9 protein-coding genes and 2 pseudogenes are annotated in these 13785 nt (G+C 72.5%); 7 read left to right on the forward strand and 4 right to left on the reverse strand.

Annotation, left to right across the window (positions count from 1 at the left end; genetic code table 11):
• Window positions 1–100 precede the first annotated feature (100 nt).
• Window positions 101–1180, forward strand: a complete 1080-nt coding sequence (locus tag ACIQF6_RS17835; protein WP_400895793.1) for a hypothetical protein — start codon at window positions 101–103, stop codon at window positions 1178–1180.
• 174 nt (window positions 1181–1354) lie between these two features.
• On the opposite strand, the gene ACIQF6_RS17840 is transcribed toward ACIQF6_RS17835, so the two are convergent.
• Complete coding sequence (locus ACIQF6_RS17840) at window positions 1355–1759, reverse strand: hypothetical protein (RefSeq protein WP_400895796.1); 405 nt, start codon at window positions 1757–1759, stop codon at window positions 1355–1357.
• Window positions 1756–2604 (reverse strand): transposase, encoded by an 849-nt coding sequence (locus ACIQF6_RS17845; protein WP_400895799.1) that lies wholly within the window; start codon window positions 2602–2604, stop codon window positions 1756–1758. Before ACIQF6_RS17845 ends, ACIQF6_RS17840 begins: the two co-directional genes overlap by 4 nt.
• Window positions 2605–3027: 423 nt before the next feature.
• Between ACIQF6_RS17845 and ACIQF6_RS17850 the strand changes: the two genes are divergently transcribed.
• Both ACIQF6_RS17850 and ACIQF6_RS17855 read left to right on the forward strand, forming a co-directional pair.
• Window positions 3028–3849, forward strand: a complete 822-nt coding sequence (locus ACIQF6_RS17850) for an ABC transporter ATP-binding protein (RefSeq protein ID WP_400896401.1) — start codon at window positions 3028–3030, stop codon at window positions 3847–3849.
• Between the two features lie 99 nt (window positions 3850–3948).
• The gene (locus ACIQF6_RS17855; RefSeq protein WP_400895801.1) at window positions 3949–6486 is read left to right on the forward strand and encodes an FtsX-like permease family protein; all 2538 of its coding nucleotides are present in this window, start codon (window positions 3949–3951) and stop codon (window positions 6484–6486) included.
• A 163-nt stretch (window positions 6487–6649) separates the two neighbouring features.
• Here the strand turns inward: ACIQF6_RS17855 and ACIQF6_RS17860 are convergent, their stop codons facing one another.
• Window positions 6650–8050, reverse strand: a complete 1401-nt coding sequence (locus ACIQF6_RS17860) for an oxygenase MpaB family protein (RefSeq protein ID WP_400895804.1) — start codon at window positions 8048–8050, stop codon at window positions 6650–6652.
• Between the two features lie 400 nt (window positions 8051–8450).
• Here ACIQF6_RS17860 and ACIQF6_RS17865 point away from each other — a divergent pair, with 400 nt between their 5' ends.
• On the forward strand, window positions 8451–9488 hold the full coding sequence (locus ACIQF6_RS17865) for an NlpC/P60 family protein (RefSeq protein ID WP_400895807.1): 1038 nt from the start codon (window positions 8451–8453) through the stop codon (window positions 9486–9488).
• A gap of 35 nt (window positions 9489–9523) precedes the next feature.
• Here the strand turns inward: ACIQF6_RS17865 and ACIQF6_RS17870 are convergent.
• Window positions 9524–10429: pseudogene (locus tag ACIQF6_RS17870) on the reverse strand (EamA family transporter).
• On the opposite strand from ACIQF6_RS17870, the pseudogene ACIQF6_RS17875 reads away from it, so the two are divergent.
• The 3 genes and pseudogenes from ACIQF6_RS17875 to ACIQF6_RS17885 all read left to right on the forward strand — a co-directional run.
• Window positions 10359–10998, forward strand: a pseudogene (locus ACIQF6_RS17875) (LysR substrate-binding domain-containing protein); the annotation flags it as partial. The pseudogenes ACIQF6_RS17870 and ACIQF6_RS17875 overlap by 71 nt on opposite strands.
• A 250-nt stretch (window positions 10999–11248) precedes the next feature.
• Window positions 11249–12568 (forward strand): bifunctional o-acetylhomoserine/o-acetylserine sulfhydrylase, encoded by a 1320-nt coding sequence (locus tag ACIQF6_RS17880; RefSeq protein ID WP_400895810.1) that lies wholly within the window; start codon window positions 11249–11251, stop codon window positions 12566–12568.
• Window positions 12569–12576: 8 nt separating this feature from the next.
• Window positions 12577–13719: a homoserine O-acetyltransferase gene (locus tag ACIQF6_RS17885; protein WP_400895813.1), complete on the forward strand. Its 1143-nt coding sequence runs from the start codon at window positions 12577–12579 to the stop codon at window positions 13717–13719.
• Window positions 13720–13785: the final 66 nt, after the last annotated feature.

Genomic DNA, 13785 nt, shown 5'->3' on the forward strand with positions numbered 1-13785 from the left:
CTCCTGGACGTGCGGCGGCCCGGGGCTCTCCCGGGGACAGCAGCGACCGTGATCGAAAACATAGCCCCGCAATGTCGTCTGCGGCAGGCATACTGGCGCAATGTCCGACCATCGCCCGCCCGATGCCATCGAGCCGCCGGACCCCTTCGAAGGTCTGGTCCTGGACGAGGATTTCGTCCGCTCTGCCACCGTGAGCGAACCGTCCGCGCGGGCCCGGATGCTGGCCGAACGCTGGCGCCACGATCCGCCCGTCGACCCGGGCGGCCGCCGCTGGTCACCCGGATCGGTCCCGCCCCGCCGCAGCGGCCGGGCCCGCCGCCGGCTCCACCTCCCCCTCCGCCACCGCGTCCGGAGCACCGATCGGGACCAACTCCCTTACCGCACCGGCCGCTTGGGACACCTGCGCCGGTTTGGCGCGCTCAGCCGGGGCGAACAGTGGACGGCCGTCCTCGGCCTGCTGATCGTCCTGCTGGTGGTCGGCGGGATCCTGTTCGAACCGCAGCGCGCCCACACTCCGCAACTGACCCGCCCCGCAGGCGACCCCGGCAGCCCCTCACCTTCCACGGACCGTGCGCTGCCCGGCGGCGGCGTGTTCCCCGGCAGCCGATGCGGAACGCACGGCTACCACCGTTTCCCGACCGCACCCGCCTCGCTCAGCGTCGACGGCTCGTCAGGACCGGCACTGCTACTGGCCACTTACGGCTACCAGCGCCTCGGCACCGACCAGCCCGGCGAATTTGCCTTCGACCTCCGCCTCAGCTCGGGCTCCGAAACGCCGATGACACTGTCCGCACCACTCGGCACCGACGGCGTGGCCGTGGAAATCGAAGGCCCGGACGGCCTGGTGGCCGGCGCATACGGACTCCCCGCAACAGTCGAGGACGCATCGCGCGCCGCCGACGGCCAGAACTGGCTGATCTCCTCCTACGGCACAGTCGCCCATGTCGTACTCCCGATGGCAGCACTCTGCCCCGGCATCGACGCACAGACCCTCGCCGCCGGACTGATGCTCCGCACCGACGGCCGCAACACCATCACCGGCCCCGCGCCCTACACCCTCACCGTCTCGGTCTCCGACCCGAAGGTCGCCGAACTGCGACGCACCACCGGAACACAGCCACAGGGCGAGGTGCTGTCGGCCACCAACCAGATCCCAGTACACGCATCCAAGCCCGTCTGACCCGCCGCCCACGCCCAGGCCCAGGCCGCATGACCTGGGCCTGGACTCGACACTCGGCACTCGGTGCTCGCGCTGCAAAACCTGGCCCACGAGCCCTCGGGACAGCGGTTCACCAGTCGATGTCCGGTTCGGGGTGAGGTTGGAGCGGGACGCCGGTGGCGGGCATGCGGTTGGCTACTGCTCCGTGGTGAAGGTGCCGGTGTCGATCTCGGTGAGGATGTCGAGCTTGGGGAGGCGTTTCAGTTTGGCTCGGGTGCCTTCGATGTTCTTCGGCGGGGGTTCGTGGTCGAGGGCTTCGCGGACGTCGCGGGCCCGAAGGGGGTTGGTGGCGTCGTTGAGAACGGCGAGGATGCGCGGGTGGTCCGGGTGGTCCGGCAGGTTGGGCGGGGAGGGGTGGGTCGGGAGGCGGTCGGCGAGAGCGATGACGGTCTTGCGGGTGATCGCGAGGTGTTCGAGCAGAGTCTGCGTCTCCCGGAGTCGGCCGTGCAGTTCCTCGATCTGCACGCGGAGGTCGTCGGCCACGTAGTGGGCGGCCTTCTCCTGGAGGTCGAGTGCGTCGAGGAGTGGCTGGATGTTCACGCCGTCACCACTTTCGGGTCGCGCCGGGCGGATGTGTTCGCGCCGGTGAGACGGCGGGCCATGACCTGGGTCGTCGCCCGGTGGGCGCGGGAGGCGGCGGAGGCCGGGCGGTGCTCGCAGTCGCGGACCGGACGCCGGTGCGGTAGCAGGATCCCGCAGGTCTGGTCGGCCCTCCGGCGTTTCGGCTGCGGGACGAACCCCGCCCGGTGCGGGTTGCGTTCGACGTTCTCGACGTCGATGCCCACAAGGCCGCCGTGCGCGGCGACCTGCTCCTTGAAGCCTTGGCCGACCGGGGCCTTACGGACGCTGCCGCCGGTGTCCTCCACGACGTGGTCCAGCAGGGCGGCGTCCGCGGCACTGCCGTGCGTGTTCGCGGCCCGGACAATGACGGCGACGACCGGTCCGAGGACGTCCACGGCCAGGGCCCGCCTGCGGCCCGGCACTCGTTTCACCGGGCCCCGGCCGGCCGTGGAGGCGGGCACCCCGGCGGCCGCGTGGACACCCAGCGTGTCCGGCACCACCAGGGCCGGATCCTCTGATCGGCGGACCCGCTCACGGACCTGGCAGCACAGGAGTTCATGGACGACCCGGCCGGTCCCGTCGTCCCGCCGCACTGCGAACCAGTAGTACGTCGCACTCCTCGGCGACAGGCCGTGCGGGAGGCAGGCCCACCGGCAGCCGGTCCGGCCCCGGTGGAGGATCGCGTTCACGATCTCCCGCATCGAATAGACGCCCTGATGGCCGCTCACCGACCGGCGCCGGCCCCTCCACGCAGTCAGCACCGACTCGACAAACGACCACTGCACGTCCGTCAAGTCGCTCGGGCAGGGCTTGGATTCACTCACGCCACCACCTCAACAGAGCACCACCCCCGGACGGGCGGACTCCGCCCCTCCCCCACACCATCAGGTGACGGCAGAATCGGTCAAACTATCACGAATCACCCTCTCAAGCCTCTCCGCTCCACAAGGGGTTGACCACCGGCCGGCGGTAGGGATAACCCCACCCCGAACCCTCCAGTCCACTGTATGGCTGGTGACCTGCAGTTTTCCTAGCGTTGGCGATGCTCCGGAAGCGAGGACCACCGGGGCGTCACCTCCGAGGAAGGCTTCGCCATGTCGCCCCGCCTGCGCCGTTCCCAGTCCGGCAGGCCTGCCCAGTCCGCCTCCTCCGCCGCTGTCGCCGCGCCCGGGCCGTCCTGGCCGAGCTCCGCCGCGCCGGCCACTGGGACGATCGCTGGGCCGATCGTCGGGCTGCCCGCGTCCGGGATGTCCGCCTCCGGGGTGCCGCCGGACGGCCGGCCCGCCCTCGAAACACCGGCGGTCGAACTGCGTGGGGTGCGCCGGAGCTACGGTCGCGGGACGGGTGCGGTGCACGCCCTCGGCGGGGTCGACCTGGCACTCGCCGCGGGCACTTTCACTGCCGTGATGGGCCCGTCCGGATCCGGCAAGAGCACCTTCCTGCAGTGCGCCGCCGGCCTCGACCGGCCCGACGCGGGGCAGGTACTGCTGGCCGGGCAAGTGATCAGCTCGCTCGGGGAGGACGCGTTGACCAAGCTCCGGCGCAGCCGAATCGGCTTCGTCTTCCAGGCGTTCAACCTGCTTCCGTCGTTGACGGTCCTTCAGAACGTTCTGCTCCCGCAGCGTTTGGCCGGCGGCCGGCCGGACAAGGCCCGCGCCCACGAATTGCTCGCCCGAGTGGGCCTGGCCGAGCACGCCTCCCGTCGGCCCGGCCAGCTCTCCGGCGGACAGCAACAGCGGGTCGCGCTGGCCCGGGCGCTGATCACCCGGCCCGACGTGGTCTTCGCCGACGAGCCGACCGGCGCTCTCGACACTGGCAGTGCGCACGAAGTCCTCGGGATGCTGCGCGGTGCGGTGGACAACCTGGGCGCAACGGTGGTGATGGTCACGCACGACCCGGTGGCAGCGTCCTTCGCCGACCGGGCGGTCTTCCTGGCCGGCGGCCTCCTCGCGGGCGAACTCCACCACCCCGACCCGCACGCGGTCTCCGATCGGATGCTCGCGCTCGCCACCCTGCCCGCCCGCTCTCCCGTAGCTGCCTCCACCGCCCCTTCCCACGCTCGGAGTTGACCGCATGGCCGACGTCTCGACCCGCGCCTCCGCACCTTCCCGGCAGACTGCCACCCGCAGCCGTTCCCGCTCCCACCCCCGTTCCCCGAGGTCGACCGCATGACCAACGGACTGGCCCGCGCCGCCGTGCGCTTCCGGCCCGCATCGTTCGCAGGCACCTTCCTGGCGTTGCTGTTCGCCTCGGCGATCGTGACCGCGTGCGGCGTGCTGCTGCAGACCGGGCTGACCGCGACCGTCAAGCCCGACCGGTACGCGGATGCGCTGATCGTGATCTCCGCCGACCAGCAGGTGAAAGTGACGGTCGTTCACGGCAAGGAGCCGGACACGATCTCCCAGAATCTCCCCGAACGGGCCCGGCTGGACGCTTCGTTGACGGCTGTCGTGGCTGCCGTCCCGGGTGTCGGGCAGGTGCGACCCGACTCGGCGTTCCCGGTGTCGGCCGGCCGCTCCGGCCTGCCGACGCTCACCGGGCGTGGCTGGTCCGCGCTCGGTATCGCCCCGGGCGAGCGGCTCGTCGAAGGCCGTGCCCCGGCCGACAACGAGCTGGTGCTCGACACCACCAGCGCAGGCGCCGCCCACCTCGCCCCCGGCGCGGACCTCACCGTCGACACTCCCACCGGTACCGCCTCCTACCGGATCTCCGGCCTGGCCGAGGCCCAGCCGGGCCGGGCTACCGTCTGGTTCTCGGACGGCACCGCCGACCGGATCTCCGGCCGCCCGGGCCGGATCGATGCCCTCGCCGTCCAACCCTCGCCCGGCACCGAACCGAGCACACTGGCCGGCGCCCTGCGCCGGGCGCTGAATGAGAAGGAACCGGACCAGCAGGCGCAGGTGGCGACCGGCCAGCAGCGCGGCGCGGTGGAGCAGCCGGCGCTCCTCGGGGCAAAGGATGTCCTGGCCGGGATCGGCGGGTCGTTCGGCGGGACGGCCACGATGGTCGCGGTGTTCGTGCTGGCGAGCACCATCGCGCTGGCCACCGGTCAGCGGGCCCGCGAGTTCGCACTGCTGCGGACCATCGGGGCGACGCCCCGTCAGATCCGCCGTTCGATCGCCGCGGAGGCAGCGTTGATCGCTCCGGTTGCCGCTGCGATCGGCGTGCTGCCCGGGTTGGCGCTGGCCCATTGGTGGTTCGGCGAGCTGGTCACCCGTGGTGCGGTGCCTGCCGGGGTGTCGCTCGATGTCGGCCCGCTGCCGCTGCTCGTCCCGGTCGCCGCGTGCACGGTGACAGCGTTGGTGGCCGGTCTGGTCGCTGCCCGGCGCAGCGCCCGGCTGCGGCCGACCCAGGCGCTCGGCGAGGCTGCCGCTGGGCCCGGCATGCCGGGCGTGGTGCGAGCGGTGGTCGGTGTGCTGTTCGCCGCCGGCGCGATCGCACTGGCGGTGGCCGCGGCCAACCTGGCGGGTGCCACGGCCGCGAACCTGGCCCTGGGTGTGGTGATGTCCTTCCTGGTCGCAGTCGGGCTGCTCGGCCCGTGGCTGGTGCGCGGCGCGACCGCTCTGGTGGGTGTGCTGCTGCGCGCCGCCGGGGCGTCGGCCTCGCTGGCCGCCGACCATGCCCGGGCCGCCTCGCGCCGGCTGGCCTCGGCGACCGTCCCGATCGTGATGGTCACCGCGTTCTGCGGAACGCTGGTGTTCCTACAGGCCAGCCTCGAGCACGCTGCCTCCGTGCAGGTCCGCGAGGGCCTGAAGGCGGACCGGGTGGTCACCGCCGGGGCCGGGCCGGGACTGCCTGCGGACATCGTGCAACGCGCTGCCGGACTGCCGGGGGTGGACACCGCGATCGGTCTGCTGCCCACCGGCCTGGTGTACTCGTCGGCCGGCGCTCTCGGCACCGCCCCCGCAGAGGCGGTGGACGGCGATCCGGCCGCACTGGCGAAGGTGTTGGACCTGGGTGTGACGTCCGGTTCGCCGGCCGACCTGTCCCGTTCCGCCGACACGATCGCCCTGGATGGCCTGCTGGCCGAGAGCTTGCATGTGAAGGTCGGTCAGCGGGCGGCCTTGTGGCTCGGCGACGGCACCCGGGTCGAGCCGACGGTGGTCGCGATCTACCGCCGTGGGCTCGGCCTCGGGCAGGCCCTGCTGCCGAAGGCCGCTGTCGCCGCGCACACCGATTCGCCGTACCCGACCAGGCTGTTGGTCGCCGAGAACCCGGGCGCGGACAGGACCGCCACCGCGAAGGCTCTGTCGGCACTTTCCCCGGCGGGCCTGTCGGTGACAGGCCGTCAGGAGTACGCGGCACAGGCCGATCAGGATCGGAAGTTGAACGGCTGGGCGAACAACGTGATGGCGGGTGTGTTGGCCGGCTTCGCAGCGCTGACCGCCGTCAACACCCTGGTGATGACCGTGCTGGACCGGCGCCGCGAGATCGCCCTGCTGCGACTCGCCGGCACCACTCGCCGTCAGGTCCGATGGATGCTGCGCTGGGAGGCCCTGCTGATCGCCGCGATCGGCCTCGCGACCGGGACCGCGATCGCTTGGGCGACGCTCACCCCGATCACCCGCGCGCTCACTTCCGCCGCACCGCATGTCCCGCTCACCTCCGCCCTTCCGCTCGGTGCCACGGCCACCCTGCTCTGTCTGGCCGCGACCGCCCTCCCCGGGCGCGCGCTGCTGCGCACCCGTCCCACCACTGCACTCTGACCGCCACACCCGCGCGTTCCCGGTGGCCGCCCCTCTCCGGGGGCGGCCGCTGCCGCGTTTCCTGATGCCCATGCTCAGCCTTCCGTGATCGACCTCCGATGCGTCGACTGCCGTGCACCGCCTCGGACATCCGGACGTCGGACGTCCGGGTGCCGGGCGGCGGTCATGGTCGGCCGAGGAGTTGAGTGCCGGCCACGCCGCCGGTGCGGGCGGTGAAGAAATCGGTGAAGCCCCGGACGAATTCCTCCTCGGTGATCTGGCCGTCCCCGTCGGTGTCCAGCTGTCGGAAGCCGTGGGTGATTTCGGCCGGGTGGACGCGGGAGCCGCCGAACAGGGTGCGGTACTCGTCGACGCACAGCCGGCCGCTGCGGTCGACGTCGGCGGCGTGGAACATGGCGCGGACTGCGACGTGCAGGCCCTCCTCCAGGTAGCCGGGGTCGCGGTCGACTCCGGCCAGCATCGCGGTGACGAACTCCTCGCAGGAGATCTCGCCGTCGCCATTGGCGTCCATGGTGGACAGCAGGTGCCGCCACCAGGTGTCGAAGGCGCCGTAGACGACGGCCTCGGTCGCTTCGTCGCGCTCCAGCGGCCAGCAGATGTTGTGCGCCATGGCTTGGAAGTCCGCCGCCGTCAGGCGTCCGTCGCCGGTCTGGTCCATCACCTGGTGGTAGAAGGCGGCGATCCGGGCCGGCCGGTCGTCCCGCCGGGGCGTGCGCGGCGGCCGGGGTGGTTTGGCGTCGGCCGGCCGGGCCCGCTCGCCGCTGGGCAAGGTCCGGTAGCGGAGCCGGTCGGGCAGCCGCTCGACGATCAGGCGCGCACCACGGTGGACCGTCCAGGAGAGTACGGCAGCGCTGCGGCTGCGCGGCAGGCCGCACTTGGCCCGGAACTCCGCCGGCAGGTCGGCCAGGGTGAGCGCGGTGAGGAAGCGCGCCACGAGTCGGCGCAGCAGCGGCCAGGCGGGTCGGAGCCGGCCGAGGCGGCGCGGAGCGGGGGCGCGGGTGAGAACGGTGTACAGCATGTCCTGGGCGGCTTCGGTGAGTTCGAGGGTCTCCCGGATGGTGTCGCTGAGGTACCCGGGTACGTCGGCGGCGGTGGGTGGGAACAGCTCGTCGGGGAGCCGGAAGGCCGCACAGACCTCTCTGAACTCCCGGTAGAGCCTGTCCAGTTCGGCTGGGCTCAGCCGGTGCCCGGAGAGTGCCCGCAGGGCCGCCATGGCCTCGTACAGGGTGACCAGTACCCAGACCCGGACGGCGGGGTCGAGGGCCGTGAAGGAGCGGCCCCGGGTGTCGACTCCGGCGATCCGGCGGTGGCTGCGTTCGAGGCGTGCGATCTCGCGGTTGAGCGCCTCCTGGTCGGAGAAGAACAGTCGTCGTCCGCTGTCCATGGTGTGTTCGATCCGCCGCCAGGGGTGGCTGCGGTAGGTGGACAGTTGCTCGACTCCGGCGCCGACGGCGGGGTGCGCGTTCTGCAGGACGAGCAGCCGCCAGGCGACCAGGGCGATACGCCGCTCCCCAAGGGTGCGACGCAGCATCGAGTCCGCTTCCGCTCCTGCGGTGTGCGTCACAGGCCCTACCCCCTTTCGCTCCGGTGGCCCGACGGCCGCCCAGTGGCCGATCGGCTTCGGCCGTTTTTGGATGTCCCGAAGCCTATGGGCGGCCCCAAGCAGAACCTGCTGCTCCGGATCCCAAACCGCCCGGCAGGGTGAGTCGGTGGGCGATTCTTCGCCCGCAGGGGCGGTTCGGGAGCGATCGAAGTTGACGGCCCCTCATGCGCAAACGACGGCGAGCCCTACGGACAGGACCTTCCCTACTGACGGGTATTCAGCATGGAAAGCGGGAGGGCCGATTCGCAGACCTGCGGAAGTGGACGCGGAGGCCCTGACCTGATTACGGTCTGGCCTCAAACTCATTGTCGGATGATCACGCAAACGAACCCGTCCGACCGGAGCAGAAAGCAGGAGCCCCATGGCTTCCCATCGACGCCCGAGGCAACCGAGTCGCGCCCGCACTTACGTCCTGACCGGTGCCGCCGCCACCGCGGTCGCACTGTCGGCGCAGGTCAGCGCGCACGCCGCCCCCGCCAAGCCGAACAAGGACGAGGTGAAGGCGCAGGTCGACAAGCTGCTGGAGGAGCAGGAACAGGCGGCCGAGAAGTACAACGGCGCCAAGGAGCGGTCGGACCAGCTGCGCAAGCAGGCCGACCAGTTGCAGGACCAGATAGCGCGCGGCCAGGAGCAGTTGACCGAGCTGACCTCCGGGCTGGCCGCTGTGGCCGCCGACGAGTACCGGCAGGGCAGCCTCGATCCGTCCGTGCGCCTGATGCTCTCGTCCGATCCTGACAAGTACCTGGACCAGGCCTCGTCCTTCGACCAGGCCGCCAGCACCCAGGCCGACACCCTGAAGTCCATGGAGGACCAGCAGCGTCGACTGGAGCAGCAGAAGCGGGAGGCGGCGACGGTGCTGGCCGAGCTGGACGGCCAGACGCAGGCGCTGAACAACGCCAAGAGCACGGTCCAGTCCAAGCTCCAGGAGACGCAGCGCCTGCTGGCCACGCTGTCCGCGGCGGACCGGGCCGAGATCGTACGGGGCACCGACGGGTCGGCCTCGCGCAGTGCCACCCGGGTCGACCCGACCACCCTGCCGGCGGCCTCCGGCGCGGCCAAGGTCGCCGTGGACGCCGCGTTGCGCAAGCAGGGCGCGGACTACATCTGGGGCGCGAGCGGCCCGAACACCTTCGACTGCTCGGGCCTGATGGTGTGGGCCTACGCGCAGGCGGGCGTCTCGCTGCCGCGCACCTCGCAGGAACAGGCCACGGTCGGCACCAACGTCGGCACGGACTGGCACAACGCGCAGCCCGGCGACCTGGTGATCTACAAGGCCGACCGGGGCCACGTCGGCATGTACATCGGCAACGGCCTGGTGGTGCACGCGCCGAAGGCCAACGACGTGGTGAAGGTCATGAAGGTCGACGCGATCTCGATCAACATCATCCGTCGGGTCTGACCCACCGGGCCGAGGTCGCGGCACCTGATCGCCGATCAGCTCCTGGCGGGGGCGGGGCGGCGGTCGGGCCACTGTCCGGCGACGATCGAGGCCGGCGCGAGGGCGAAGCCCACCAGTTGGACCGGGCCGAGGGTCTGGTCGAGCACCACTACGCCGAGGACGGGCCACCAGCGGGGAGAGAAGCCCGAGCACCGCGACGTTGGTGACCGGAAGGCTGGTGACGCCCTGGCACCACAGGGCGTAGGTGAGCAGTCCGCCGATCAGGCCGAGCCACAGATGGCCGAGTGCGGCTCGCCCGTCGACGGCCGGCGGGGCGCCCTCGAACACAGGGAGGTCGGCGGGAGCAGGACCAGTCCGCCGGAGATGGGTTGCCATTCGGTGAGTGCGAGCGGGGAGACGCCTTCCGGGCGGCCCCGGCGCTTGGTGAGGGTGACGCCGAGCGCCATGGTGGCGGCCCTGCCGAGTCCGGCTGCCACGCAGACGGCGTCCAGGACGGCACTCGGGCCGATCACCACCAGTCCGACGCCGAGTACGCCGACCAGATCCCCACAGCAGCCTTCGGCCGGAGAGGCGTTGACGCAGCACGACCACGGCCAGCACCGCCACGATCACCGGCTGGGCGGCCGCGAGGTTCCGGCGACCCCGCCGGCAGGCGCTCGGCGGCGGTGAACAGCAGCGGCAGGAACAGCCCGATGTTCAGCCAAGCCGAGGACGGCGGCCCTCCCCCACCAACTGCCGGACGGCAGCGACCGGGTGACGGCCAGGGCGATCAGGCCGGCGGGCAGCGCGCGCAGCAGGGCGGCGAACATCGGATGGCCGGGCGGCAGCAGTTCGGTGGTGACCACGTAGGTGGTGCCCCACACCGCAGGGGCGAGCGCGGTCAGCGCGGTACGCGGACGGCTCGCGGTGGGCCGGATCCCCACCGTCACGGCCGTGGACATCCCGACCGGGCTGCGCGCTTTCCGCAGCCGCCACCCCCAAGTGCGGATCAGTCTGCGGGTCGGCGCTGGTAACAATCTGATCGAACAGGTCCGCCAGGGCGCGTTGGACGTGGCGCTCCTCGGTCTGCCCTGACCTTGCGCCCGCAGGAGGTGGCGTCCCGCGAGCCGGCGCGCGGCCGCCCGGTCGCGGTCGTGGCACCCGACCATCCGCTGGCCGCCCGAGGCCGGGTGAGCCTGCGTGCCCGGCCGCCGGGCCGTTCGTCGACCTGCCGGCGGGGACGGCCGGCCGGGCCCAGAGCGATCTGGCGTTCAGCGCGGCCGGCCTGGTCCGTGGCGTGGCGTTCGAGGCCACCGACGCCGCGTACCTGCCCCGGCCGGTCGGCCCGGGCCTGGCCGTGGCGATGCTGCCCGCAGGGTACGGCGACCGGTTGGCCGGCGTCGCCGCCGTCGAGGTCACGGATGCGCCGACCCGGATCGAGACGGTGGTGTGGAGTCGCTCGGGCCGGACGCCCGCCACCGAGGCCCTCCTCGATCTTCTGGGCATCCCGGCCGAGGCACCCACCGGCTGAATTCATCTGATCTGCTCGTCAGATGATGGACCGCCAGATCTCCGTCATGTGTCGCCACGTGTCCCCGCGTGTCCGCTCCGGCGATCCACTGGCGTGCCGTTTCCGCGCTGTGCTTACCTGACGCCGTAACCGTCCCGGCGACCTTCCTTCGCCGCCGCGCATCCTGACGGCTCGTCATCCCCGCCTCCCGCGGCGGCTTCGCCCTGCCCGCGCAAGCCGTCCCACCCTCCCGCACGCGTACAGGAGCAGCATGTCCGAGCAGAGCCCCGTCGCCACTCCCGGCTGGTCCTTCGAGACCAGGCAGATCCATGCGGGCGCACAGCCCGACCCCGCGACCGGGGCACGGGCGGTGCCGATCTACCAGACGACTTCGTTCGCGTTCCGGGACACCGCGCACGCCGCCGATCTGTTCGCCCTCGCCGAGCCGGGCAACATCTACACCCGGATCCACAACCCGACCACCGACGTGCTGGAGCAGCGCCTGGCCTCCCTGGAGGGCGGCGTGGCGGCGGTCGCGCTGGCCTCCGGGCAGGCCGCCGAGACGCTGGCGCTGCTGACCGTGGCCGGGGCGGGCGACCACCTGGTCTCCTCGGCCTCGTTGTACGGCGGCACCTACAACCTGCTGCGGCACACCCTGCCCCGTTTCGGCATCGAGGTGAGCTTCGTCGAAAACCCTGACGACGTGGACGCCTGGCGCGCGGCCATCCGTCCCAACACCAAGGCGCTGTTCGCGGAGTCGCTGGGCAACCCGCGCGGCAACGTGCTGGACGTGCGCGCCGTCGCCGACGTCGCGCACGCCGCCGGGGTGCCGCTGATCGTCGACAACACCGTGCCGACGCCGTTCCTGCTCCGGCCGATCGAGCACGGCGCGGACGTGGTCGTCCACTCGGCGACCAAGTTCCTGGGCGGGCACGGCACCACCATCGGGGGCGTGGTGGTGGACGGCGGCACCTTCGACTTCGGTGCCCACCCCGACCGTTTCCCCGGCTTCAACGAGCCCGACCCGAGCTACCACGGCCTGCGGTTCTGGGACGCCCTCGGGCCGGGCGCGTTCGCGGCCAAGCTGCGGGTGCAGCTGCTGCGCGACCTCGGTCCGGCGCTGTCCCCGCACTCGGCGTTCCTGCTGCTGCAGGGCATCGAGACGTTGTCGCTCCGGCTGGAGCGGCACACCGCCAATGCGCTGGAGCTGGCGCGCTGGCTCCAGGCGCGCGACGAGGTCGCCGCCGTGCACTACCCCGGCCTGCCGTCCAGCCGCTGGCACGCCGCGGCGCAGCACTACCTGCCGCGCGGGGCCGGCGCGGTGCTCTCCTTCGAGCTGCGCGACGGTGTCGAGGCCGGGCGGCGCTTCGTGGACGGGCTGGAGTTGTTCAGCCACCTCGCCAACATCGGCGACGTGCGCAGTCTGGTGATCCACCCGGCTTCCACCACGCACAGCCAGCTGGACGCCGAGCAGTTGGCGGCCACCGGCACCGCGCCCGGCCTGGTACGGCTGTCGGTCGGACTGGAGAGCGTCACCGACCTGAAGGCGGACCTGGAGGCGGGCTTCCGCTCGGCGAAGGGCGCGTCCTGAACGGCACCTTGGGTCTCGCCGTCCCGCCCGCCACCGGGGCCTGGCGGGACGGCGATCCGGTCGGCGGACGGCGCTGGTTCACGCTGCCGGGGCCGCTCGCCCTGGAGGCCGGCGGCACCCTGCCGGCCGGTCGGCTGACGTACGAGACCTGGGGGTCGCTCGCGCCGGACGGCTCCAATGCCGTGCTGGTGCTGCACGCGCTGACCGGCGACAGCCACCTCGCCGGGCCCGCCGCGGCCGGGCACCCGACGGCCGGGTGGTGGGACGAACTGGTCGGCCCCGGGCGCGCCTTGGACACCGACCGCTGGTTCGTGGTGGCACCGAACGTGCTGGGCGGCTGCCAGGGCTCGACCGGGCCGTCCTCGCCCGCGCCGGACGGGCGGACCTGGGGCGGGCGCTTCCCGTTCCTGACCCAGCGCGACCAGGTCGCCGCCGAGGCGTTGCTCGCCGACGCGCTCGGTGTGGCGAACTGGGCGCTGGTGGTCGGCGGGTCGATGGGCGGGATGCGGGCGCTGGAATGGGCGGTGACGCACCCTCGGCGGGTGGGTGCGCTGCTGGTGCTGGCGACCACGGCGGCGGCCTCCGCCGAACAGATCGCGCACGCTTCCACCCAGTTGCACGCGATCCGCACCGACCCCGGCTGGTACGGCGGCGACTACCACCACCTGCCGATCGGTGCCGGGCCGCACCGCGGCCTGGGCCTGGCCCGGCGGCTCGCCCAGATCACCTACCGCAGCGAGACCGAACTCGCCGTCCGCTTCGGCCGCGCCCCGCAGGCCGGCGAACACCCGTGGCGCGGTGGACGGTTCGCCGTCGAGTCCTACCTCGACCATCACGCGTCGAAGCTCGTGCACCGCTTCGACGCGGGCAGCTACGTGGTCCTCAACGAGGCGATGAACGCCCACGACCTCGGCCGCGGCCGCGGCGGGACGGCCGCTGCCCTGCGCCGGGTGACCGCGCCCGCGCTGGTCGCCGCCGTCGACTCGGACCGGCTCTACCCGCCCGCCCAGCAGGCCGAACTCGCCGCGCACCTGCCGCACGCCGACGCCCTGCGGGTGATCTCCTCGGCGTACGGCCACGACGGCTTCCTGCTGGAGACCGAGCAGGTCGCGGCGCTGCTCGCCGAACTCCTGCCGCGCGCCCGCCGTTGACGAGCCAACACCTCGGAGGCGGCTGCGCACCAGGTGGAGGCGGGCCCGCCGGCCGGAGGTGACCGG

This window comes from Kitasatospora sp. NPDC092948 (assembly GCF_044754805.1).
GTDB lineage: Bacteria > Actinomycetota > Actinomycetes > Streptomycetales > Streptomycetaceae > Kitasatospora.

What these genes read in the sequence shown, in the direction of transcription:
- ACIQF6_RS17835 (WP_400895793.1), top strand. Translation starts at nt 101, where the DNA reads ATGTCCGACCATCGCCCGCCCGATGCCATCGAGCCGCCGGACCCCTTC.
- ACIQF6_RS17850 (WP_400896401.1), top strand. Translation starts at nt 3,028, where the DNA reads ATGTCCGCCTCCGGGGTGCCGCCGGACGGCCGGCCCGCCCTCGAAACA.
- ACIQF6_RS17855 (WP_400895801.1), top strand. Translation starts at nt 3,949, where the DNA reads ATGACCAACGGACTGGCCCGCGCCGCCGTGCGCTTCCGGCCCGCATCG.
- ACIQF6_RS17865 (WP_400895807.1), top strand. Translation starts at nt 8,451, where the DNA reads ATGGCTTCCCATCGACGCCCGAGGCAACCGAGTCGCGCCCGCACTTAC.
- ACIQF6_RS17880 (WP_400895810.1), top strand. Translation starts at nt 11,249, where the DNA reads ATGTCCGAGCAGAGCCCCGTCGCCACTCCCGGCTGGTCCTTCGAGACC.